Annotated in this window: 19 protein-coding genes and 7 tRNA genes; 6 read left to right on the forward strand and 20 right to left on the reverse strand. The window is 53.1% G+C overall.

Annotation, left to right across the window (positions count from 1 at the left end; genetic code table 11):
- The 4 genes from corC to miaB form a co-directional block, all read right to left on the reverse strand.
- Entirely contained in the window at window positions 1-879 is an 879-nt protein-coding gene (gene corC, locus AC2FAP_RS00850; RefSeq protein ID WP_020884989.1) for a CNNM family magnesium/cobalt transport protein CorC, read from the reverse strand.
- Window positions 880-968: 89 nt separating this feature from the next.
- Window positions 969-1,436, reverse strand: coding sequence for an rRNA maturation RNase YbeY (gene ybeY / locus AC2FAP_RS00855; protein WP_040016936.1), 468 nt, complete (start codon window positions 1,434-1,436; stop codon window positions 969-971).
- Window positions 1,433-2,479: a PhoH family protein gene (locus tag AC2FAP_RS00860; protein WP_020884987.1), complete on the reverse strand. Its 1,047-nt coding sequence runs from the start codon at window positions 2,477-2,479 to the stop codon at window positions 1,433-1,435. Before AC2FAP_RS00860 ends, ybeY begins: the two co-directional genes overlap by 4 nt.
- A 164-nt stretch (window positions 2,480-2,643) precedes the next feature.
- Window positions 2,644-4,068, reverse strand: coding sequence for a tRNA (N6-isopentenyl adenosine(37)-C2)-methylthiotransferase MiaB (miaB, locus tag AC2FAP_RS00865; protein WP_020884986.1), 1,425 nt, complete (start codon window positions 4,066-4,068; stop codon window positions 2,644-2,646).
- Between the two features lie 136 nt (window positions 4,069-4,204).
- Here miaB and ubiF point away from each other — a divergent pair, with 136 nt between their 5' ends.
- Window positions 4,205-5,380, forward strand: coding sequence for a 3-demethoxyubiquinol 3-hydroxylase (gene ubiF, locus AC2FAP_RS00870; protein WP_331705702.1), 1,176 nt, complete (start codon window positions 4,205-4,207; stop codon window positions 5,378-5,380).
- A gap of 95 nt (window positions 5,381-5,475) precedes the next feature.
- On the opposite strand, the gene AC2FAP_RS00875 is transcribed toward ubiF, so the two are convergent.
- From AC2FAP_RS00875 to nagB, 12 genes are all read right to left on the reverse strand, one after another.
- Window positions 5,476-5,550 (reverse strand) — tRNA-Gln (locus tag AC2FAP_RS00875).
- Between the two features lie 36 nt (window positions 5,551-5,586).
- A tRNA-Gln gene (locus AC2FAP_RS00880) sits at window positions 5,587-5,661 on the reverse strand.
- Window positions 5,662-5,705: 44 nt separating this feature from the next.
- Window positions 5,706-5,782 (reverse strand) — tRNA-Met (locus tag AC2FAP_RS00885).
- Between the two features lie 17 nt (window positions 5,783-5,799).
- Window positions 5,800-5,874: transfer RNA gene (locus tag AC2FAP_RS00890), tRNA-Gln, on the reverse strand.
- A gap of 32 nt (window positions 5,875-5,906) precedes the next feature.
- Window positions 5,907-5,981: transfer RNA gene (locus AC2FAP_RS00895), tRNA-Gln, on the reverse strand.
- 23 nt (window positions 5,982-6,004) lie between these two features.
- A tRNA-Leu gene (locus AC2FAP_RS00900) sits at window positions 6,005-6,089 on the reverse strand.
- An 8-nt stretch (window positions 6,090-6,097) separates the two neighbouring features.
- Window positions 6,098-6,174: transfer RNA gene (locus AC2FAP_RS00905), tRNA-Met, on the reverse strand.
- Between the two features lie 227 nt (window positions 6,175-6,401).
- Entirely contained in the window at window positions 6,402-8,066 is a 1,665-nt protein-coding gene (gene asnB / locus AC2FAP_RS00910; protein ID WP_010428626.1) for an asparagine synthase B, read from the reverse strand.
- A gap of 249 nt (window positions 8,067-8,315) precedes the next feature.
- On the reverse strand, window positions 8,316-9,068 hold the full coding sequence (gene nagD / locus AC2FAP_RS00915) for a ribonucleotide monophosphatase NagD (protein WP_020884984.1): 753 nt from the start codon (window positions 9,066-9,068) through the stop codon (window positions 8,316-8,318).
- A 45-nt stretch (window positions 9,069-9,113) separates the two neighbouring features.
- Window positions 9,114-10,334, reverse strand: a complete 1,221-nt coding sequence (nagC, locus tag AC2FAP_RS00920) for a DNA-binding transcriptional regulator NagC (RefSeq protein ID WP_014169139.1) — start codon at window positions 10,332-10,334, stop codon at window positions 9,114-9,116.
- 8 nt (window positions 10,335-10,342) lie between these two features.
- A complete protein-coding gene (gene nagA / locus AC2FAP_RS00925) occupies window positions 10,343-11,491 on the reverse strand; it encodes an N-acetylglucosamine-6-phosphate deacetylase (protein ID WP_044857290.1) in 1,149 nt (382 codons plus the stop codon).
- Between the two features lie 55 nt (window positions 11,492-11,546).
- A complete protein-coding gene (gene nagB / locus AC2FAP_RS00930; RefSeq protein ID WP_008501061.1) occupies window positions 11,547-12,347 on the reverse strand; it encodes a glucosamine-6-phosphate deaminase in 801 nt (266 codons plus the stop codon).
- A gap of 326 nt (window positions 12,348-12,673) precedes the next feature.
- Here nagB and nagE point away from each other — a divergent pair, with 326 nt between their 5' ends.
- The 4 genes from nagE (at window position 12,674) to AC2FAP_RS00950 (ending at window position 18,681) form a co-directional block, all read left to right on the forward strand.
- Window positions 12,674-14,623: a PTS N-acetyl glucosamine transporter subunit IIABC gene (gene nagE / locus AC2FAP_RS00935; RefSeq protein WP_176586786.1), complete on the forward strand. Its 1,950-nt coding sequence runs from the start codon at window positions 12,674-12,676 to the stop codon at window positions 14,621-14,623.
- A gap of 169 nt (window positions 14,624-14,792) precedes the next feature.
- A complete protein-coding gene (gene glnS / locus AC2FAP_RS00940; RefSeq protein ID WP_020884981.1) occupies window positions 14,793-16,460 on the forward strand; it encodes a glutamine--tRNA ligase in 1,668 nt (555 codons plus the stop codon).
- Between the two features lie 446 nt (window positions 16,461-16,906).
- Window positions 16,907-18,304: a chitoporin ChiP gene (gene chiP / locus AC2FAP_RS00945; RefSeq protein WP_449541406.1), complete on the forward strand. Its 1,398-nt coding sequence runs from the start codon at window positions 16,907-16,909 to the stop codon at window positions 18,302-18,304.
- A gap of 47 nt (window positions 18,305-18,351) precedes the next feature.
- Window positions 18,352-18,681 (forward strand): ChiQ/YbfN family lipoprotein, encoded by a 330-nt coding sequence (locus AC2FAP_RS00950; RefSeq protein ID WP_025204664.1) that lies wholly within the window; start codon window positions 18,352-18,354, stop codon window positions 18,679-18,681.
- A gap of 108 nt (window positions 18,682-18,789) precedes the next feature.
- Here AC2FAP_RS00950 and fur read toward each other — a convergent pair whose 3' ends face one another.
- From fur to ybfF, 4 genes are all read right to left on the reverse strand, one after another.
- On the reverse strand, window positions 18,790-19,236 hold the full coding sequence (fur, locus tag AC2FAP_RS00955; protein WP_014169146.1) for a ferric iron uptake transcriptional regulator: 447 nt from the start codon (window positions 19,234-19,236) through the stop codon (window positions 18,790-18,792).
- 288 nt (window positions 19,237-19,524) lie between these two features.
- Window positions 19,525-20,055 (reverse strand): flavodoxin FldA, encoded by a 531-nt coding sequence (gene fldA / locus AC2FAP_RS00960; RefSeq protein ID WP_008501067.1) that lies wholly within the window; start codon window positions 20,053-20,055, stop codon window positions 19,525-19,527.
- A 155-nt stretch (window positions 20,056-20,210) separates the two neighbouring features.
- Window positions 20,211-20,498 carry a LexA regulated protein gene (gene ybfE, locus AC2FAP_RS00965; protein WP_014169148.1) on the reverse strand — a complete coding sequence of 96 codons (288 nt, stop codon included), beginning with the start codon at window positions 20,496-20,498 and terminating at the stop codon, window positions 20,211-20,213.
- Between the two features lie 128 nt (window positions 20,499-20,626).
- The gene (gene ybfF, locus AC2FAP_RS00970) at window positions 20,627-21,400 is read right to left on the reverse strand and encodes an esterase (protein ID WP_014169149.1); all 774 of its coding nucleotides are present in this window, start codon (window positions 21,398-21,400) and stop codon (window positions 20,627-20,629) included.
- A gap of 183 nt (window positions 21,401-21,583) precedes the next feature.
- Here ybfF and seqA point away from each other — a divergent pair, with 183 nt between their 5' ends.
- A complete protein-coding gene (gene seqA / locus AC2FAP_RS00975; protein ID WP_020884977.1) occupies window positions 21,584-22,132 on the forward strand; it encodes a replication initiation negative regulator SeqA in 549 nt (182 codons plus the stop codon).
- Window positions 22,133-22,149: the final 17 nt, after the last annotated feature.

Consider the following 22,149-nt stretch of genomic DNA (forward strand, 5'->3'; position numbering starts at 1 on the left):
TTAATCTTCCAGTTTTGGCACCGGTGAGTCGTCCGGCGTTCTGACATGAACCTGTATAATACGTCGGCTGTCGGCCATTGCCACTTTGAACTGGTAACCGTCGATGTCAACGGTCTCGCCGCGTGCCGGAAGGTGGCCAAAGGCCTGCATCACCAGCCCGCCAATAGTATCGACCTCTTCATCGCTGAAATGGGTACTAAAGGCGTCGTTAAAGTCCTCAATCGAGGCCAGCGCGCGAACGGTCCAGGTGTGACGGCTAAGCTGACGGAAGTCGATATCTTCTTCTTCGTCATACTCATCTTCGATTTCGCCCACGATCAGCTCAAGGATATCTTCGATCGTGACGAGACCGGAAACGCCACCAAATTCATCAATAACAATCGCCATGTGGTAGCGCTGAGAGCGAAACTCTTTCAGCATCCGATCCACACGTTTACTTTCCGGCACAACCACGGCCTGGCGTAACACTTTTTCCATGCTGAAGGCTTCGGCATCGCTGCGCATAAACGGCAGCAGATCTTTCGCCATCAAAATCCCTTCAATGTGATCTTTGTCTTCGCTGATGACCGGGAAACGCGAGTGTGCGGATTCGATGATCACATCGAGGCACTCGTCCAGAGGCTGGTTACGTTTCAGGGTGATCATCTGCGAGCGGGGGATCATGATGTCGCGAACGCGCTGGTCGGCGATGTCCATTACCCCTTCGAGCATTTCGCGCGTATCTTCATCGATAAGGTCGTTTTGCCCGGAATCACGAATCAGCTCCAGCAGTTCGTCACGGTTTTTAGGTTCGCCGTGGAAAAGCTGGTTCAGAATGAGGGAGAAAAATCCCTTTTTGGTGTTTGTCGTGTCGCTACTGTGTGAATTGTCGTCGCTCATGGCGTTTGTTAAGGGTTCTCTTGTTAGTTCAACGTTTACCGCCGCGCTATTTCCCTACGCGGCGGCATGTTAGTCAGTCGGTCGACTGACTATTCTTTCTCGGCAATGTACGGATCCTCATAGCCCAGAGCAAGCATTATCTCTGTCTCGAGGGACTCCATCTCTTCCGCTTCGTCATCTTCAATATGGTCGTAGCCGAGCAGATGCAGGCTACCGTGTACCACCATATGCGCCCAGTGGGCTTCCAGCGGTTTTTGCTGCTCTTTAGCTTCCTGTTCCACGACCTGGCGGCAGATGATCAGATCGCCCAGCAGCGGCATCTCAATTCCCGGTGGGGCTTCGAAGGGGAAAGAGAGCACGTTGGTCGGCTTATCTTTCCCGCGGTAGGTCAGGTTAAGCTCATGGCTTTCGGCTTCATCCACCAGACGAATCGTGACTTCTGATTCTTCCTGAAACGGGGGGATAACCGCATCCAGCCATGTCTGAAACTGCGCCTCTTCTGGCAAGCCGGAATTATCGTCACATGCCAGTTGTAAATCGAGGATCACCTGACTCATTTTTGTTCTTGCTCCTGCGCTTCGCGCTTACGTTCTGCGGCCAGTTCGGCCTTACGCTTCTGATCTGCTTCTTCCCATGCTTCATAAGCGTTAACGATGCGCGCCACAACCGGGTGACGGACCACGTCTTCGCTGTGGAAGAAGTTAAAGCTGATTTCGTCGACGTCGGCCAGCACTTCAATGGCATGGCGCAGACCCGATTTGGTGCTGCGCGGCAGGTCAATCTGCGTGACGTCACCGGTAATGACCGCTTTTGAGTTAAAGCCGATACGTGTCAGGAACATTTTCATCTGTTCGATGGTGGTGTTCTGGCTTTCATCGAGAATAATGAATGCATCATTCAGCGTACGGCCGCGCATATAGGCGAGCGGGGCAACTTCAATCACGTTACGCTCAATCAGCTTCTCAACTTTCTCAAAGCCGAGCATCTCGAACAGTGCGTCGTATAACGGACGAAGGTAAGGGTCAACCTTCTGGCTCAGATCGCCTGGCAGGAAGCCCAGTTTTTCACCCGCTTCCACCGCCGGACGGGTCAGCAGGATGCGACGAATCTCCTGGCGTTCAAGCGCATCAACCGCCGCGGCAACGGCCAGATAGGTTTTACCCGTACCCGCCGGGCCCACACCGAAGGTGATGTCATGGTCGAGAATGTTGGCGATGTACTGCGCCTGGTTTGGCGTACGCGGCTTAATGACGCCACGTTTGGTCTTAATATTGATGGCCTTGCCATAGTCCGGCACACTTTCTGCGCTTTGCTCAAGCACGCGCGCCTCTTTGATCGCGAGGTGGATCTGTTCTGGCTCGATATCCTGTATTTCACCGCGCATTGGGGCGGTATCCACATACAGGCTACGCAGAATATCCGCAGCGGCGTTGACGCAGAGAGGGCGTCCGGTGAGTTTGAAATGATTATCGCGACGATTGATTTCGATACCCAGACGTCGCTCCAGTTGTTTGATGTTGTCATCAAACGGCCCGCACAGGCTCAGCAGGCGAGCGTTGTCTGCTGGCTCAAGGCTAATTTCACGCGTATCTATGTTCAAACTGTTCCTCTTTGATTGATTAACTGACCCGGTGCCACCTGGCGTAATAAAACGGTCATTACCGAAATTATTCACGCCATAGAATAAAGGCGCAAGCGTTGCGGAAGATATTGGGGGCGATGAGAGGAAATACAAGGCCTGCCGAAACGGCAGGCCGGATGGCGTTATGGCTGGTAAATACCGACGCCAGCGTCGCTTTCTTTGCGGGTGCGGGACATGACGGATTCCGGCGACTGTGCGATGCGCAGACCCATTTCGTCTTCGGTACGGACCACTTTCGCGCGCAGGGAGTTGGTCAGTACGTCGACAATCTCCACGTCCACAAATTTACCGACCATGTCTGGCGTGCCTTCAAAGTTCACGACGCGGTTATTTTCGGTGCGTCCTGACAGCTCCATAATGCTCTTACGGGAAGTGCCTTCCACCAGAATACGCTGGACGGTGCCGACCATACGACGGCTCCAGGCGTTGGCCTGCTGGTTGATACGCTCCTGCAGAATATACAGACGCTGCTTTTTCTCTTCTTCCGGCACATCGTCGACCATATCGGCCGCAGGAGTACCTGGACGCGCTGAGAAGATAAAGCTGTAGCTGACGTCAAAATTCACTTCGCCAATAAGCTTCATCGTGCGCTCAAAGTCATCCGTGGTTTCGCCCGGGAAGCCAACGATAAAGTCGGAGCTAATCTGGATGTCAGGACGGGCTTCACGCAGCTTGCGGATGATGGATTTGTACTCCAGTACCGTATGTGGACGTCCCATCAGGTTCAGCACGCGGTCGGAACCGCACTGAATCGGCAGATGCAGGAAGCTCACCAGCTCTGGCGTATCGCGATACACATCAATGATGTCATCGGTAAATTCCATCGGGTGGCTGGTGGTGAAGCGAAGGCGGTCGATGCCGTCGATCGCGGCCACCAGGCGCAGCAGTTCTGCAAAGCTGCCGGTGGTACCGTCGTAGTTCTCGCCGCGCCAGGCGTTGACGTTCTGGCCCAGCAGGTGAATTTCACGCACACCCTGTGCCGCCAGTTGCGCCACTTCAAACAGAATGTCGTCAGTCGGACGGCTCACTTCTTCGCCGCGAGTATACGGTACGACACAATAGGTGCAGTACTTGTTACAGCCTTCCATAATGGAGACGTAGGCTGTTGGACCATCCGCGCGTGGTTCTGGCAGACGGTCAAATTTTTCGATTTCCGGGAAGCTTACGTCAACCACCGGGCGGCGATTCTCGCGAACGGCGTTGATCATCTCCGGCAGGCGGTGCAGCGTCTGCGGGCCAAAAATAATATCAACATAGTGAGCACGCTGGCGGATCAGTTTGCCTTCCTGCGAGGCCACACACCCACCCACGCCAATGATCACATCGGGTCTTTTGCGTTTGATAAGCTTCCAGCGGCCCAGTTGATGGAACACCTTCTCCTGCGCCTTCTCACGGATCGAACAGGTATTGAGCAGCAACACGTCCGCTTCGTTCGCGTTGTCAGTCAGTTGATACCCGTGCGTGGCATCCAGCAGATCGGCCATCTTGGATGAATCGTATTCGTTCATCTGACAGCCCCAGGTTTTTATATGGAGTTTTTTTGTCATCGACTTGCTCATGCTCAGGAATGCAGGGCGCGTATTGTAATGCTTTGCTGCGGTTGTGACCAGTATGAAGGTTGTCAACCTCAAGACCGAAAAAATCCGGTAAACTTAAGGTATATACCATTAAGGATAATTGACCATGACTCACCAACAAACCGAAATTGCCGTTGTCGGCGGCGGTATGGTCGGCGGCGCACTCGCGCTGGGGCTGGCGCAGCAGGGATTTGAGGTGACGGTTATCGAGCAGGCTGCCCCTGTTGCGTTTGACCCGACGGCAAAGCCGGATGTGCGAATTTCAGCTATCAGCGCCGCCTCTGTCGATCTGCTGCGCGGGCTGGGCGTCTGGGATGCCGTGCTCGGGATGCGCGCGCACCCTTACAGCCGTCTCGAAACCTGGGAGTGGGAGAATGCGCATGTCGCGTTTGATGCCGCTGAACTGAAGCTGCCCCGCCTGGGCTATATGGTGGAAAACACGGTCCTCCAGCTGGCGCTCTGGCAAGCCCTGGAGGCGCATCCGAAAGTGGCGCTGCGCGTCCCGGCGTCACTTAAAGCACTGCATCCCCACGAAGGCGGGTATTTGCTTGAGCTGGATAAGGGTGATGAGCTGGCCACGAAGCTGGTTGTCGGAGCGGATGGTGCCAACTCACAGGTCAGGCAAATGGCGGGAATTGGCATTCATGCCTGGCAGTACCAGCAGGCGTGCATGCTGATCACCGTGCAGTGTGAGAATGACCCGGGTGAGAGCACCTGGCAGCACTTTACCCCGAATGGCCCGCATGCTTTTTTACCGTTGTTTGATCGCTGGGCGTCGCTGGTGTGGTATGACAAACCGGCGCGCATTCGTCAGTTGCAGGGGCTTTCAATGGAGCAGCTGCAGCGAGAGATCCATCAGCACTTCCCACGCCGTCTGGGCAACGTCATGCCGGTTGCCGCCGGGGCGTTTCCGCTTACGCGTCGCCATGCATTGCAGTATGCCCGTGCAGGGCTGGCGCTGGTGGGGGATGCGGCACACACCATTCACCCGCTGGCGGGGCAGGGCGTGAACCTGGGATACCGTGACGTTGAGGCTTTACTGGATGTGCTGGGCAATGCGCGCGCTCACGCGGAGGCCTGGGCCAGCCATCCGGTACTGAAACGTTACCAGACGCGACGTATGGCGGATAACTTTATCATGCAGTCGGGGATGGATCTGTTTTACGCCGGGTTCAGTAACGATCTTGGTCCGGTGCGCATTCTGCGTAACATTGGGTTGATGGCGGCGGAACGTGCCGGTGGGCTGAAGCGTCAGGCGCTGAAGTACGCATTAGGCCTTTAATCTGGGGCCTTCTCCTGCGGGAGAGGGCTTTCGGATGCGGTACATAATCCAACAAAAACAAAAAAGCCCGCAGAGCGGGCTTTTTTGTTACTAAGTGGCTGGGGTGCAGGGATTCGAACCCCGGAATGCTGGTATCAGAAACCAGAGCCTTACCGCTTGGCGACACCCCAATTGCGTTAAACAATGTGCTTAACGACTTTTTAAATTGGCTGGGGTACGAGGATTCGAACCTCGGAATGCCGGAATCAGAATCCGGTGCCTTACCGCTTGGCGATACCCCAACAATTTTTTCTCGTCTACCGAATCATTCGACAGATGACTAATTTGGTGGCTACGACGGGATTCGAACCTGTGACCCCATCATTATGAGTGATGTGCTCTAACCAACTGAGCTACGTAGCCAGTACTGCAATCTTCGATGGCTGGGGTACCTGGATTCGAACCAGGGAATGCCGGTATCAAAAACCGGTGCCTTACCGCTTGGCGATACCCCAATACCGCGGAGAACCGCAAAATCGAAGAAATATGGCTGGGGTACCTGGATTCGAACCAGGGAATGCCGGTATCAAAAACCGGTGCCTTACCGCTTGGCGATACCCCATCCGTGCAACGCTTACCTGGGAATGGTGCGGGAGGCGAGACTTGAACTCGCACACCTTGCGGCGCCAGAACCTAAATCTGGTGCGTCTACCAATTTCGCCACTCCCGCAAAAAAGATGGTGGCTACGACGGGATTCGAACCTGTGACCCCATCATTATGAGTGATGTGCTCTAACCAACTGAGCTACGTAGCCATCTTTTTTTCGCGTTACCTTATCGGCGTTGCGGGGCGCATTATGCGTATAGACCCTTGCAGCGTCAACACCTTTTTCAACGAAAATAGCCGGAATGTGACTGTTTGGTTAGGTTGCGAACAGCGTGACCGAATATTCGGCAATTATTGGTTATTTATCGTTTTTGGGGAGTGAAATAGGGGGCAAAAAAAATCAGGCCCCGCAGGGCCTGATTGGATGCTTTTCGATTACTTATAGGCAGACTGGTGTACGCCTACCGCACGTCCTGATGGATCGTTCATTGACTTGAAAGATTCATCCCATTCAATGGCTTTAGCCGAAGAACAGGCAACGGACGGGCCGCCCGGAACACACTCCGCCGCACTCGGCACCGGGAACAACTCTTCAAAGATTTCACGGTACAGATACGCTTCTTTGGAGCCTGGTGTGTTGTACGGGAAGCGGAAGCTCGCGGTTTCCAGTTGCTGATCGGAAACCTGTTTTGCCGCCACCTCTTTCAGGGTATCGATCCAGCTATACCCGACACCGTCAGAGAACTGCTCTTTCTGACGCCATGCCACGCTCGCCGGCAGGTAGGATTCGAAACATTCACGCAGGATATGTTTCTCCATTTTGCCGTTGCCGCACATTTTGTCCTGCGGGTTGATGCGCATTGCCACGTCGAGGAATTTCTTATCCAGGAAGGGAACACGGGCTTCCACACCCCAGGCAGACATTGCTTTGTTGGCGCGTGCGCAGTCAAACATATGCAGCGCCTGCAGTTTACGTACTGTCTCTTCATGCAGCTCTTTTGCGTTCGGCGCTTTGTGGAAATAGAGGTAGCCGCCAAACACTTCGTCAGACCCTTCACCGGAGAGCACCATCTTAATGCCCATCGCTTTGATCTTACGCGACATCAGGTACATCGGCGTGGAAGCGCGAATGGTGGTCACATCGTAGGTTTCGATGTGGTAGATAACATCGCGGATCGCATCCAGGCCTTCCTGCACGGTGAAGTGGATCTCATGGTGCACGGTACCGAGATGGTTTGCCACTTCCTGCGCGGCTTTCAGATCCGGTGCGCCTTCCAGGCCCACAGCAAAGGAGTGCAGTTGCGGCCACCAGGCTTCTGAACGTTCCTGATCTTCAACACGACGCGCGGCGAATTTCTTGGTGATCGCGGAGATCACGGACGAGTCCAGCCCGCCGGAGAGCAGTACGCCGTAAGGCACATCTGACATCAGGTGGCTTTTAACAGAATCTTCCAGCGCCTGACGCAGTTCGGCTTTATCAGTCACGTTGTCTTTAACCGCATCATAGTCGAACCAGTCGCGCTGATAGTACTGACGGATCTCGCCGTCTTTACTCCACAGGTAACTTCCTGCCGGGAACTCTTTAATGGTGCGGCAAACCGGTACCAGGGCTTTCATTTCTGAGGCGACATAAAAGTTGCCGTGTTCATCGTGACCCATATACAGCGGGATAATACCAATATGGTCGCGGCCAATCAGATAGGCATCTTTTTCGCTGTCGTACAGGGCGAAGGCAAACATACCCTGCAGATCATCGAGGAATTCCGGGCCTTTCTCCTGATACAGCGCCAGGATCACTTCACAGTCAGAACCGGTCTGGAAGGCGTAACGGTCGCCGTACTCGGCGCGCAGCGCCTGATGGTTATAGATTTCACCGTTGACAGCCAGCGCGTGTGTTTTTTTCTCGTTATACAGCGGCTGCGCGCCGGCGTTGACGTCAACAATGGACAGACGTTCGTGTGCCAGGATGGCTTTATCGCTGGCGTAAACGCCGGACCAGTCCGGGCCGCGATGGCGCATCAGGCGGGACAATTCGAGTGCCTTTTTACGCAGTTCGCCTGCGTCAGTTTTAATATCCAGTACGCCAAAAATTGAACACATAACCTTCTCCGTTAACCCTGTTGCTTTGTAATGTTGCTTGCTTATGAAAATGCCGCAAAGGGGGAGGACGCGCAAGGGTTTTACGGGATAAAACGGAAATAGTGCAATGCTGATTGCCGAATAGTGAAAAACGAGTACGTCATGAACGCTTTTATTGATGATTATGCAATAAATCGGCTGTTTTGTTAGATGTGGGTTTGTTTATCGGGCGTGAAAATAAAAAACCACGCGCTGAGGCGTGGTTTGGGATCAGATAATATCAATTTCTTCGACGGAGGGATAAATCCAGCTCGGCCGGAAGGGCATGGCGTCAATATCGTCGAGGGTGGAGACACCGGAAAGCACCAGAATGGTTTCCAGGCCCGCCTGGAATCCGGCCAGGATATCGGTGCGCAGGTTGTCGCCGACAATCACCGTTTCTTCAGAGTGGGCCTGCATCTTGTTCAGCGCGGCACGGATGATCCACGGGCTGGGCTTGCCCACGTAGAATGGTTTCCGGCCAGAGATCTTTTCGATACCGGCACACAGCGCGCCGCAGGCAGGGTAAAAACCACGGCCGTGGGTATCCGGGTTGGTGGCAATAAAACGCGCACCGTTGGCAACAAAGTAGGAGGCTTTGTGCATCATCTCCCAGTTATAGGAGCGCGTTTCGCCAACGATCACAAAGTCCGGGTTCACATCAGTGATGGTAAACCCTGCCTTATATAACTCGTGGATCAGCGCCCCTTCACCCACCACGTAGGCCTTTTTTCCTTCCTGGCGCTTGAGGAAATCAGCGGTGGCCATGGCAGAGGTATAAAACACGCTGTCCGGCACGTTGACGCCAGCTGTGGCAAAGCGGTTTGCCAGGTCCTGACCGGTTTGAGAAGGGTAGTTCGTGAGAAGAACCAGAGGCATTCCTTTGTCGATGATGCGGTGAAGAAATTCCGCAGCACCTGGTACAGCAACGTTGTCGTGCATCAGCACGCCGTCGATATCACAAATTACATTCTTAATGGTCATGGACATTCCGACATCAAAAAAAGAAGGCGTTACTATAAGACCCGATCAACTTTCCAGCAAATGTTGCAACAGAATACCGTTGAGCATGGCGCGTTTAACCAGCGCAAATGCGCCTATTGCTGAGCGATGGTCAAGCTTAGAACGAACGACGGGAAGGTTCTGGCGGAAGGCTTTCAGCGCCTGAGTGTTAATGCAGCCTTCAATGGCGGGCAGCAGGACCTTCTCGGCCTCCACAATCTCACCGGCGATCACCACTTTTTGCGGGTTAAACAGGTTGATGGCGATGGCGATGGTTTTACCCAGATGGCGACCCACCTGCTCAATAACTTCACAGGCCAGCGCGTCGCCTTTGTTGGCGGCTTTGCAGATAGTCCCTATCTTGCAATCGTCCAGCGTGACGCGGCTCTGGTAACCCTGTTCAAGCAGATGGCGCACCCGCTGTTCAATCGCCGTGTTGGCGGCAATCGTCTCCAGACAGCCAAAGTTTCCGCAGTGGCAGCGTTCGCCAAGCGGCTCTACCTGAATATGACCAATCTCACCGACGTTACCGTTGCGGCCAATAAAAATGCGCCCGTTAGAGATGATGCCTGCCCCTGTCCCGCGGTGTACGCGCACCAGAATCGAATCTTCACAATCCTGGCTCGCACCAAAGTAGTGCTCTGCCAGGGCCAGAGAGCGGATGTCGTGCCCCACGAAACAGGTCACTTTAAAGCGTTTTTCCAGCGCATCTACCAGCCCCCAGTTCTCAACCTTTATATGGGGCATATAACGGATCACGCCGCTTTCGGGGTCTACCAGGCCTGGCAGGATCACCGAGATCGCAATCAGTTCACGGATTTTGCGCTGACAGCTCTCGATAAAGTGTTCAATGGTATTCAGCAGCGCGTGTTCCAGCGTCTCCTGAGTGCGCTCCGGAAGCGGGTAGTGTTCTTCCGCGATGGCTTTGCTGCTCAGATCATAGAGCGTAAGGGTGGTGTCATGACGACCAAGACGGACGCCGATCGCCTGAAAATTGCGGGTTTCGGTAATAATGGAGATGGCGCGGCGGCCTCCGGTGGAGGCCTGCTGATCGACTTCTTTGATCAGTCCGCGCTCAATGAGCTGACGGGTAATTTTTGTCACGCTGGCGGGAGCAAGCTGGCTTTGTTCGGCTATCTGAATGCGCGAGATTGGCCCGTGTTGGTCAATCAGACGATAAACCGCCGCGCTGTTAAGTTGTTTAACGAGATCGACATTACCGATTTGAGCTTGTCCGCCTGGTGTCATACTTTTACTTACTCAGTGACGACCTCGTTACCATTAACGATGGTCTTGATAATTTTATAATCGTGTGTGAATGCCGTCAGGTTTGCAACCATACCTGGTGCAATTCCGCCAAGCTGTTTATCTACGCCCATCGCGCGCGCAGGATAAAGGGTCGCCATACGCAGGACTTCATCAAGCGCAATCCCGCAATGTTCAACCAGGTTACGCACCCCTTCAATCATCGTCAGGGAGGAACCACTCAGCGTACCGTTTTCATCAACACACAGTCCATTGCGGTAGTATATTGTTTTACCGGCAAAAATGAACTGCTCAATATTTGCCCCTGCCGGTGCGGTGGCATCGGTTACCAGACAGAGTTTGTCGCCTTTCAGGCGCTTGGCGTTGCGAATGTTGGTGTAATCGACGTGCAAGCCGTCAGCAATAATGCCGCAGTAAACGTCCTGCTCATCGAGAATTGCCCCGACCAGCCCAGGTTCACGACCGGTGATATACGGCATCGCGTTGTACAGGTGCGTCGCAAAGGTAATGCCGGCGCGGAAACCTGCTTTCGCTTCTTTTTGCGTTGCGTTTGAATGGCCCGCTGAAACGACAATCCCGGCGGCGGCCAGTTTGCTGATAACGTCAGGTCCCGCGATTTCAGGAGCCAGCGTCACTTTGGTGATCACATCGGCGTTGGCACACAGGTAGTCGACCAGCTCAGCGTCAGGTTTACGCACGTAATCCGGGTTATGCGTCCCTTTTTTCACAATGTTCAGCCACGGTCCTTCAAGATGCAGACCCAGCGCCTGATTAGGGTGTTTTGCCAGGTAGTCGCGCATCACGCGGATACCCTGTTTCATGAGATCATCACTACTGGTGATGAGGGTTGGCAGATAGCTGGTGCAGCCCGATTTCTCGTTGGCTTTCTGCATGATTTCCAGCGTGTCGACCGTCACCGCCTCCGCGGTGTCATTAAATTGCACACCGCCGCAGCCGTTCAGCTGTACGTCGATGAAACCGGGGGAGATTACTGCTCCATTGAGTGAGCGCTGTTCAATCCCCGGCGGCAGTTCTGCCAGCGGGCAAACACGTTCAATCAGGCCATCGGCGATAACAATCGCATGGTCATCCAGAATATCATGGCCGGTATAAATCCGACCGTGGGTTAAAGCGTACATAACGACCCCCGGTTAAAAAAAGCGGCCGCCTCTTGATGAAGAGGCGGTTATTCAATTACAGACCTTTGATGTTCTCAGCTTCTAACTCGTTGAAGTATTTCAGCGTTTTCACTTTCAGCTCCATCGTGGACGGTTCGTCGCACACGATGACTGATTTTGGATGCAGCTGCAGGCAGCTGATGGTCCACATGTGGTTAACGTTGCCTTCAACGGCAGCCTGGAGCGCCTGCGCTTTCACACCGCCCAGAACCAGAATCATCACTTCTTCGGCATCCAGTAGGGTGCCTACGCCTACGGTCAGGGCGTATTTTGGAACCTGGTTAACATCACCGTCAAAGAAGCGGGAGTTTGCCACGCGCGTGTCATGAGTCAGGGTTTTAATACGCGTACGGGAAGCCAGAGAAGAGGCCGGTTCGTTGAACGCGATATGACCATCGTTGCCCACGCCACCCATGAACAGGTGGATTTTACCGTAGGAACGGATTTTTTCTTCATACTGACGGCATTCTGCGTCAATATCAGGCGCGTTTCCATTCAGCAGGTTAATGTTTTCAGCCGGAATATCAACGTGATCAAAGAAATTACGGTGCATAAAGCTATGGTAGCTTTCCGGATGATCCTTGGGTAAGCCGACATACTCATCCATGTTGAAGGTCACAACATGTTTAAAGCTAACCTGGCCTGCTTTATGCATCTCAACCAGGGCTTTATACGCGGTCAGCGGCGTGCCGCCGGTAGGAAGGCCGAGAACGAAAGGACGATCGGCGGTGGGTTTGAACGCGTTAATACGGTTAACGATATGACGGGCGGCCCATTTACCGACTTGTTCAGCAGTTGCCAGGGGAATCAGTCTCATTGTTCACCTCAAGAGTTAAAGTAGAAGAGTGGGCGGATGGCTATCGGAACCTGAACTAAGCGTAACCTGGAACCTTTCAGGCCGGATCAATCCGTCTTGATTTTTTGAATGATAAAATAAGTTTTCACTGTTAGCCAGAGAAAGGGAGGGTTATTAACGATATTTGGTGACAAAAATCACAAAAAATACGTGTTTAATTTGCGATACGAATTAATTTTTCACACACTCACAATGCCAGTGAATCATCAACTGTATTTATCGTTGTCGACACAATAAAAACATAGTTTATGCACGAGCCTTAATAAGGGTCTCGTAGGGGGAATAGGATGAATATTTTAGGTTTTTTCCAGCGCCTCGGTAGGGCTTTGCAGCTCCCTATCGCCGTGCTACCGGTTGCAGCACTGCTGCTGCGATTCGGGCAACCCGATCTGCTTAATGTGCCATTTATCGCGCAAGCGGGTGGCGCGATTTTTGACAATCTGGCGCTGATTTTCGCCATCGGTGTGGCATCCAGCTGGTCAAAAGACAGCGCGGGTGCAGCGGCGCTGGCCGGGGCTGTCGGTTACTTCATCCTGACGAAAGCGATGGTGACGATAAACCCAGAAATTAACATGGGCGTTCTGGCAGGTATCATTACCGGTCTGGTCGGCGGGGCTGTTTATAACCGTTGGGCGGGGATCAAACTGCCAGACTTCCTGAGCTTCTTCGGTGGAAAACGTTTTGTGCCGATTGCGACAGGCTTCTTCTGTCTGATTCTGGCCGCGATCTTTGGCTACATCTGGCCACCGGTGCAGCACGCTATCCATGCGGGCGGTGAGTGGATTGTTTCCGCTGGCGCAGTGGGTGCGGGTATCTTCGGTTTCATCAACCGTCTGTTGATCCCAACCGGCCTGCATCAGGTGCTGAACACCATTGCCTGGTTCCAGATTGGTGAGTTTACCAACGCCGCGGGCGCGGTATTCCACGGGGATATCAACCGCTTCTACGCAGGTGACGGCACCGCGGGCATGTTCATGTCGGGCTTCTTCCCTATCATGATGTTTGGTCTGCCGGGCGCGGCGCTGGCTATGTACCTGGCCGCACCGAAAGCGCGTCGTCCAATGGTTGGCGGGATGCTGCTGTCAGTTGCCATCACCGCGTTCCTGACCGGTGTTACTGAGCCGCTGGAATTCCTGTTCATGTTCCTGGCTCCGCTGCTGTACCTCATGCACGCTGTGCTGACGGGTATTAGCCTGTTTGTTGCAACGCTGCTGGGTATCCATGCGGGCTTCTCCTTCTCCGCCGGCGCGATCGACTACGTGTTGATGTACAACCTGCCAGCGGCGAGCAAGAACGTCTGGATGCTGGTCGCAATGGGTCTGGTGTTCTTCGTTATCTACTTCGTTCTGTTCACCGCAGTCATTCGTATGTTTAACCTGAAAACACCAGGCCGCGAAGATACGAAAGACGACATCGTTACTGGCGAAGCTAACAGCAATACCGAAGAAGGGCTGACCCAGCTGGCAACCAATTATATTGCCGCAGTAGGCGGTACGGATAACCTGAAAGCTATCGATGCATGTATTACCCGTCTGCGCCTGACGGTAGGTGATTCTGCGCGCGTTAACGATGCCATGTGTAAACGCCTTGGCGCATCCGGCGTGGTGAAACTGAACAAGCAGACCATCCAGGTTATCGTGGGTGCGAAAGCGGAATCGATTGGCGATGAAATGAAGAAAGTGGTTGCCCGTGGACCGATCGCGGCTTCAGCAGCGAACAGCGCGCCAGTGACGGAAGCCCCGGTGGCAAAACCGCAGGCCGTCCCTAACGCAACGACCATTGCCGCGCTGGTTTCACCGATTACCGGTGAAGTGGTTGCGATTGAGCAGGTGCCTGACGAAGCGTTTGCCAGCAAAGCTGTCGGTGACGGTGTGGCGGTGAAACCAACGGACAAAACCGTGGTGTCACCGGCTGCCGGGACCATCGTTAAAATCTTCAACACCAACCATGCGTTCTGCCTCGAAACTGAAAAGGGCGCGGAGATCGTTGTCCATATGGGTATCGATACCGTCGCGCTGAACGGCCAGGGCTTCACTCGCCTGGTGGAAGAGGGGGCCGAAGTGGTGGCAGGTCAGCCGATTCTGGAAATGGATCTGGATTACCTGAACGCTAACGCGCGCTCCATGATTAGCCCGGTCGTTTGCAGCAATATCGACGACTTCAGCGGCCTGGTGATTCAGGCGAAAGGTCAGGTCGTTGCGGGCCAGACGCCACTGTATGAGATTAAAGGCAAGTAATCGCTCCTGAGTAGAGTCATGCCTTAAGCGGCGGGGGTTTTCCTCCGCCGCTTTTTTTTGCAGCAATTGCCCCCATTATTTTCTTCAGAGACGTTTTAAGGGTTGTCACTACGTCCGGCTTATAAGATCATATGCCGTTATACGTTGTTTACGCTTTGAGGAATCCACGATGAGTGAGGCTGAAGCCCGCCCGAGTAACTTTATTCGTCAGATCATCGATGAAGATCTGGCCAGTGGTAAGCACACCACAGTTCATACCCGTTTCCCGCCGGAGCCAAACGGCTACCTGCATATTGGTCATGCAAAATCGATCTGCCTGAACTTTGGCATCGCGCAAGACTACCAGGGACAGTGCAACCTGCGTTTCGATGACACCAACCCAGTAAAAGAAGACATCGAATACGTTGAGTCTATTAAGAATGACGTGCAATGGCTGGGCTTCAACTGGTCTGGCGATATCTGCTACTCCTCTGACTATTTTGATCAGCTGTATGCCTATGCGGTCGAGCTTATCAATAAAGGTCTGGCGTATGTCGACGAGCTGTCTGCTGAAGAGATCCGCGAATACCGCGGCACGCTGACCGCGCCGGGTAAAAACAGCCCGTTCCGCGATCGCAGCGTTGAAGAGAACCTGGTGCTGTTTGAAAAAATGCGTGCGGGTGGCTTCGAGGAAGGTAAAGCGTGCCTGCGTGCCAAAATCGATATGGCATCACCGTTCATCGTGATGCGCGATCCGGTTCTGTACCGTATCAAGTTCGCTGAACACCATCAGACCGGTAACAAGTGGTGCATCTACCCGATGTATGACTTTACCCACTGCATCAGCGATGCGCTGGAAGGCATTACGCACTCCCTGTGTACGCTGGAGTTCCAGGACAACCGCCGTTTGTACGACTGGGTTCTGGATAACATCACGATCCCGGTGCATCCGCGTCAGTACGAATTCTCTCGTCTGAATCTGGAATACACGGTGATGTCCAAGCGTAAGCTGAACCTGCTGGTAACCGACAAGCACGTTGAGGGCTGGGACGATCCGCGTATGCCAACCATCTCGGGTCTGCGTCGCCGTGGTTATACTGCCGCGTCTATTCGCGAGTTCTGTAAGCGCATCGGCGTGACCAAGCAGGATAACACCATTGAGATCGCCTCTCTGGAATCCTGCATCCGTGAAGATCTGAACGACAACGCGCCGCGCGCAATGGCCGTCATCGATCCGGTTAAACTGGTTATCGAAAACTACCCGCAGGGCGCGAGCGAAATGGTCTCCATGCCTAACCATCCGAACAAACCGGAAATGGGCACCCGTGACGTGCCGTTCAGCGGTGAAATCTGGATCGATCGTGCTGACTTCCGCGAAGAAGCGAACAAGCAGTACAAGCGTCTGGTGCTGGGTAAAGAGGTGCGTCTGCGTAACGCATACGTGATCAAAGCTGAGCGTGTTGAGAAAGATGCAGAAGGGAATATCACCACCATCTTCTGCTCTTACGACGCTGAAACCCTGAGCAAAGATCCGGCAGATGGCCGCAAAGTGAAAGGCGTGATCCACTGGGTAAGTGCAACACATGCGCTGCCGGTTGAAATTCGCCTGTACGATCGTCTGTTCAGCGTGCCTAACCCAGGTGCAGCAGAAGACTTCCTGGCGACAATCAACCCGGAATCTCTGGTCATCAAGCAGGGGTATGCTGAGCCGTCTCTGAAAGCCGCCGAAGCGGGCAAAGCGTTCCAGTTCGAACGTGAAGGCTACTTCTGCCTCGACAGCCGTCACAGTACCTCGGAAAAACCGGTGTTTAACCGTACCGTTGGTCTGCGTGATACCTGGACTAAAGTCGGCGAATAATAACGCTGCTCTGGTCAATGAGAGACAAACGCCGCGTAATGCGGCGTTTTTTTATTGAATGATCATATCGTTAAGCGCGAGCAAAAATAATGTCTGCGCAATATTCAGGTCAATGTGGTGCTACTTATTTTTCTAAAAAAAGTTTGTATATTTCTGAAAAGAGTGAAGACCTGAAAATAACCAGTAATTTACACAATTACTGGCTTAAATTTAATGACTTGCCCCGCCAAATCTCGTCTCCCGCTAAATGTTACAAAGCACTACGAATTATGTGCACTTCGTCATAATCCTGACTTTTGCCCACTGAAAAGCATTGATAATTCGCGTCGCGAAAAATAACCTAAAGGCGGTAGTTAATTCGAGGGTATTTCTGACTACCCCTGACCTTTTGGTCTTTTATATTTTTCGCCGTTCAGGCGTTTTAATTCGTCAAAGAGGAATAATCTATGCGTACGTTCAGTGGCAAACGTAGTGCGCTGGCGCTGGCTATCGCCGGTGTGACAGCAATGTCAGGCCTGGTGATTGCGCCAGAGGCTAAGGCAGCAGGTTTCATCGAAGATTCTACCCTCACGGGCGGTATTTATTACTGGCAGCGTGAACGTGACCGTAAAGACGTTACCGAAGACAAATACAAAACCAACCTTTCTCACTCTACCTGGAATGCCAACCTCGACTTCCAGTCAGGCTATGCCGCCGATATGTTCGGCCTGGATATTGCCGCATTCACGGCAATCGAAATGGCGGAAAATGGCGACAGCGGACACCCGAACGAAATTGCCTTCTCGTCCAGCAATAAGGCCTATAAAGAAGACTGGTCCGGCGATAAAAGCGGTATCAGCCTGTATAAAGCCGCTGCAAAATTCAAGTATGGTCCAGTCTGGGCGCGCGGCGGATATATTCAGCCAACTGGCCAAACCCTGTTAGCGCCACACTGGAGTTTTATGCCTGGTACTTACCAGGGCGCTGAAGCCGGCGCTAACTTTGACTACGGTGATGCGGGTGCGTTGAGTTTCTCCTATATGTGGACCAACGAATACAAAGCCCCGTGGCATATCGAAATGGATAAGTTTTACCAGAACGATAAAAAGACCAAAGTGGATTACCTCCACTCGCTGGGTGCGAAGTACGATTTTAAAAACGACCTCGTGTTAGAAGCCGCCTTTGGTCAGGCTGAAGGTTATATCGATCAGTATTTTGCCAAAGCCAGCTACAAGTTTGATATCGCAGGGAGTCCGTTGAGTACCAGTTACCAGTTCTACGGCACGCGAGACAAAGTCAGCGATGGTGGCGTCAACGATATTTATGACGGCACGGCCTGGCTGCAGGCGCTGACCTTTGGCTACAAAGTGGGGCAGGTGGATTTGCGTCTGGAAGGGACATGGGTGAAGGCGGAAGGGCAGCAGGGCTACTTCCTGCAGCGTATGACCCCGACTTACGCATCTTCCAACGGTCGTCTGGATATCTGGTGGGATAACCGCTCTGACTTCAACGCCGACGGCGAAAAAGCGGTCTTCTTCGGCGCAATGTATGACCTGAAAAACTGGAACCTGCCGGGCTGGGCGGTGGGCGCCTCCTACGCGTATGCCTGGGACGCCAAACCGGGCGACATGGCCACACCGGATGCGTACTACGAACCGAACTACCGTCTGAAAGAGTCCTCTTACAGCCTGGATGCCATCTATACCGTGCAGGATGGACGTGCGAAAGGCACGATGTTCAAGCTGCACTTCACGCAGTATGACAACCACTCTGATATTCCAAGCTACGCGGGCGGTTACGGCAACATCTTCCAGGATGAACGTGACGTGAAATTCATGGTTATCGCACCATTCACTATCTTCTGATGAACGCTCCGGCGGGTTCCGTCCCGCCGGAATGGAGACTGCACATGATGAAAAAAATGGTAATCGTCGCGTTGCTGGCCTCGGGGCTGGTGGCTTGCGCCCAGGACCCGGCACCGAAAGAAGATTCTCGCCTGAAGGAGGCTTACAGCGCCTGCATTAACACCGCTGAAGGCTCACCGGAGAAAATTGAAGCCTGCCAGAGCGTGCTGAATGTGCTGAAGAAAGAGAAGGCGCATGAGCAGTTTGCGACGCAGGAAAATGTTCGCGTGATGGACTATCAGGCCTGCATTCAGGCGCGTAAAACCGGTAACGATCAGGAAGTGGCGAAGCGTTGCGACCAGATCTGGAAGGAAATACGCAGTAACAACGGAAATTAATTAAGCGTGTTAAGGCCCGGTGGCGCTGTGCTTACCGGGCTTTTTTTCGCCGGGTGACAGGCAAAAAAAAGCCAACCTTGCGGCTGGCTCAGAGTATGAAAGTTCGACTTATTTGGCGTCGTGTGCGTGATCGTCTTCGCGGCAATCACCTTCAGCACAGTGACCATACAGATACAGGCTATGGTTGGTCAGGCGGATACCATGACGAGCAGCGATTTCACGCTGACGTGCTTCGATGGAATCATCACTAAATTCAATGACCTTGCCACAATCCAGGCAGATCAGGTGATCGTGGTGCTGCTGCTGGGTCAGTTCGAATACAGATTTACCGCCTTCGAAATTATGACGGGTAACAATGCCCGCGTCATCAAACTGGTTCAGCACGCGATAGACGGTTGCCAGCCCAATCTCTTCACCCATGTCGATAAGACGCTTGTAAAGGTCTTCCGCACTGACATGGTGATTGTCTGGACCCTGAAGCACTTCAAGGATTTTTAACCGAGGAAGCGTAACTTTCAGGCCAGCCTTCTTTAATGCGGTATTGTTGTCAGTCATGCGGAATCTGTCCTGTTGCTAAACGATTCACTTCTGGAGGAAGTGACAGAAAATGCACCTGGAATAATGCGTCTCATTATAGAACTGCCATGGCTAAATGAAAACTGCAAGTCTCAGGCAAAGTATGCTTATAAAAACGTGGTATCACCGACAAACTTACTCAATGGCACCCCATTTTACCTGGGAGACATTGTACAGGTCTGGGCGAAAAAGTTAAAAGATTGTAGCGATTAATTTAATCGTTTGACCCGGTTCCTGGGCGCAACCGGGGTTGCGCCACACTAACAATCAGGCGTTAAGAATATCGTCCAGGTGCAGTTCTTCGCGGATCTGCTTCACCCACTTCTCAACGCGCTCTGCGGTCAGTTCTGGCTGACGGTCTTCGTCGATCGCCAGACCCACGAAGTGGTCGTCATCGGCCAGGCCTTTAGACGCTTCGAAGTGGTAACCGGCAGTCGGCCAGTGGCCTACGATAACTGCACCATTCGGTTCAATGATATCGCGGATAGTGCCCAGCGCGTCACAGAAGTACTCAGCGTAGTCTTCCTGATCGCCGCAGCCAAAAAGGGCGACCAGCTTGCCGTTGAAGTCCACTTCTTCCAGCGTCGGGAAGAAATCATCCCAGTCACACTGGGCTTCACCGTAGTACCAGGTTGGGATACCCAGCAACAGGATGTCATAGCCTTCGAGATCTTCTTTGCTGCTCTTGGCGATGTCATGCACATCGGCAACGTCTTTACCGAGCTGTTTTTGAATGTTTTTTGCGATATTTTCGGTATTGCCGGTATCACTGCCGAAGAAAATGCCGATGATTGCCATGAGTAAAATAACCTCTTGAAACTTAATGGTATGGTGGCGCAATTTGTCCACGGATAAGGGCAATAATAGCAGAACTGGCAACCCCGCGGAAACAGCTATCGCGCAGGACTGCACTCTGTGCTACATGAAAAGGGTAAGAAAGGGGATTTTCAGACTTATGCCTGGCGGCGCAAGGTCTCAAGCTGGGCGATCAACATCTCTTCAATGAGCTCGCTACGGCTGATATTACGCGCTTCAGCCAGTTCGTTAAGCGCATCGACGGCGTCGGCATTGAGCTTCAGTTCGACACGCTTAAGCCCACGATTTTTATCGCGTTTAAGCTGGTTGCGTTTATTAATACGCAGCTGTTCATCGCGCGAAAGCGGATTCGTTTTCGGTCGTCCCGGTCGACGCTCATTCGCGAACAGATCTAGTGTCGTACGGTCCGTTTGTTCTTTGGCCATGATTCTGAGACTTCGGGGGAAACAAGCCGCCCTGCTATTGCCCGGGCGATGAGCGCGCCATCATACATCACCAAAAACGGCACGCCAACGACTGGAAGCCCGCAACCTTCCAGTCGCTCTCTTTTTAATCAATTCGCAGTATCAGAGAGATAGCGGCGGATGGCGCGTAACACGGCGTCAGGTTTTTCCGCGTGAACCCAGTGTCCGGCACCGGCGATGACATGGGCGCGGGCCTGCGGGAATTGCGCCAGCAAGGTGTCGCGATAGGCGTCGGTGACATAAGGGGAGTTACCGCCGCGAATAAAGAGGGTAGGGTGTTGCCAGGCGGGCACCGTATCCCAGCCGACGATGTTGTTGTACTGCGCCCAGAGTACCGGCACGTTGAAACGCCACTGGCCGTCGACAAACGACTTCAGCAGAAACTGAATAACGCCTTCTTCATTAAGATGTTCGCGCATGACGGCTGTGGCCTGTTGGCGGGTTGAAACCCCAGCCTCTGTCACCGCATTGATGGCAGCAAAAATGTCGTCATGACGGCGCACGTCGTAATCCACCGGGGCAACGTCGATCACGACCAGACCGTTGATTCTGTCCGGTGCCAGCGCCGTCAGGGCCATTACCGCCTTGCCGCCCATAGAATGCCCGATGAGCGTCACCTTCTGAAGATGGTTGGCATCAAGCGTATCGAGCAGATCCTGGGCCATTGCCGCGTAGGTCATCTCCTCTGAACGCCCGGAAAGACCGTGATTTCGCATATCGACCTGCAAAATATCGTGATCGGTAACCAGATCGCGCGCCAGCACCCCCAGGTTATCCAGGCTGCCAAAAAGCCCGTGAACCAGTACGATGGGAGAATTATTGTTCGGCGATTGTGCAGTTTGCGCTCGGGTATTCAATTTCATGGCAAAGTTCTTTTTTTACGTATGTCAGGTTAGGGTATCATGTTGACCATTCTGCCGCCCGGCTGCAAGGTTCCAGTTTAATCTGACTTTTGCCGCCAACCTGGTTTGACGCTATCCGCTGTTGGAATTTAACTTTATAATCCCAACGACTTGTATTCAGATAAGATATCGCACTGGATTAAGATGAAAACAATCGAAGTTGATGACGAACTCTATCAGTATATTGCCAGCCAGACGCGGCATATCGGGGAGAGTGCGTCCGACATTTTACGGCGCATGCTTAAAATTTCCGCCGCCTCACAGCCTGCTACCCCAGTCACTAAAGATGTCGTGTCTCAACAAAACGTTGTTGCACAAGCAAAACCTGCCGTCGCGCAAGTGAAAGACAAAGTACGTGCGATGCGCGAGTTGCTGCTCTCTGATGAGTACGCCGAGCAGAAAAAAGCGGTTAACCGCTTCATGCTGGTGCTGTCTACACTCTATTCACTGGATAACAAAGCGTTTGCTGAAGCGACCGAGTCGCTGCACGGTCGTACCCGCGTCTATTTCGCGGGCGACGAGCAAACGCTGCTGCAAAATGGCAACCAAACCAAACCTAAACATGTCCCGGGCACACCGTACTGGGTCATCACCAATACCAATACGGGCCGCAAGTGCAGCATGGTTGAACACATCATGCAGTCCATGCAGTTCCCGGCGGAATTGATTGAAAAGGTTTGCGGTACAATTTAACCCTTGCATCAGAAGGA

This window comes from Enterobacter cloacae complex sp. 394I7 (genome assembly GCF_057320345.1).

What these genes read in the sequence shown, in the direction of transcription:
- corC (WP_020884989.1), bottom strand. Translation starts at nt 879, where the DNA reads ATGAGCGACGACAATTCACACAGTAGCGACACGACAAACACCAAAAAG.
- nagA (WP_044857290.1), bottom strand. Translation starts at nt 11,491, where the DNA reads ATGTACGCTTTAACCCACGGTCGGATTTATACCGGCCATGATATTCTG.
- nagC (WP_014169139.1), bottom strand. Translation starts at nt 10,334, where the DNA reads ATGACACCAGGCGGACAAGCTCAAATCGGTAATGTCGATCTCGTTAAA.
- ybeY (WP_040016936.1), bottom strand. Translation starts at nt 1,436, where the DNA reads ATGAGTCAGGTGATCCTCGATTTACAACTGGCATGTGACGATAATTCC.
- fur (WP_014169146.1), bottom strand. Translation starts at nt 19,236, where the DNA reads ATGACTGACAACAATACCGCATTAAAGAAGGCTGGCCTGAAAGTTACG.
- glnS (WP_020884981.1), top strand. Translation starts at nt 14,793, where the DNA reads ATGAGTGAGGCTGAAGCCCGCCCGAGTAACTTTATTCGTCAGATCATC.
- miaB (WP_020884986.1), bottom strand. Translation starts at nt 4,068, where the DNA reads ATGACAAAAAAACTCCATATAAAAACCTGGGGCTGTCAGATGAACGAA.
- nagE (WP_176586786.1), top strand. Translation starts at nt 12,674, where the DNA reads ATGAATATTTTAGGTTTTTTCCAGCGCCTCGGTAGGGCTTTGCAGCTC.
- fldA (WP_008501067.1), bottom strand. Translation starts at nt 20,055, where the DNA reads ATGGCAATCATCGGCATTTTCTTCGGCAGTGATACCGGCAATACCGAA.
- nagB (WP_008501061.1), bottom strand. Translation starts at nt 12,347, where the DNA reads ATGAGACTGATTCCCCTGGCAACTGCTGAACAAGTCGGTAAATGGGCC.
- ubiF (WP_331705702.1), top strand. Translation starts at nt 4,205, where the DNA reads ATGACTCACCAACAAACCGAAATTGCCGTTGTCGGCGGCGGTATGGTC.
- seqA (WP_020884977.1), top strand. Translation starts at nt 21,584, where the DNA reads ATGAAAACAATCGAAGTTGATGACGAACTCTATCAGTATATTGCCAGC.
- nagD (WP_020884984.1), bottom strand. Translation starts at nt 9,068, where the DNA reads ATGACCATTAAGAATGTAATTTGTGATATCGACGGCGTGCTGATGCAC.
- ybfE (WP_014169148.1), bottom strand. Translation starts at nt 20,498, where the DNA reads ATGGCCAAAGAACAAACGGACCGTACGACACTAGATCTGTTCGCGAAT.
- AC2FAP_RS00950 (WP_025204664.1), top strand. Translation starts at nt 18,352, where the DNA reads ATGAAAAAAATGGTAATCGTCGCGTTGCTGGCCTCGGGGCTGGTGGCT.
- chiP (WP_449541406.1), top strand. Translation starts at nt 16,907, where the DNA reads ATGCGTACGTTCAGTGGCAAACGTAGTGCGCTGGCGCTGGCTATCGCC.
- ybfF (WP_014169149.1), bottom strand. Translation starts at nt 21,400, where the DNA reads ATGAAATTGAATACCCGAGCGCAAACTGCACAATCGCCGAACAATAAT.
- asnB (WP_010428626.1), bottom strand. Translation starts at nt 8,066, where the DNA reads ATGTGTTCAATTTTTGGCGTACTGGATATTAAAACTGACGCAGGCGAA.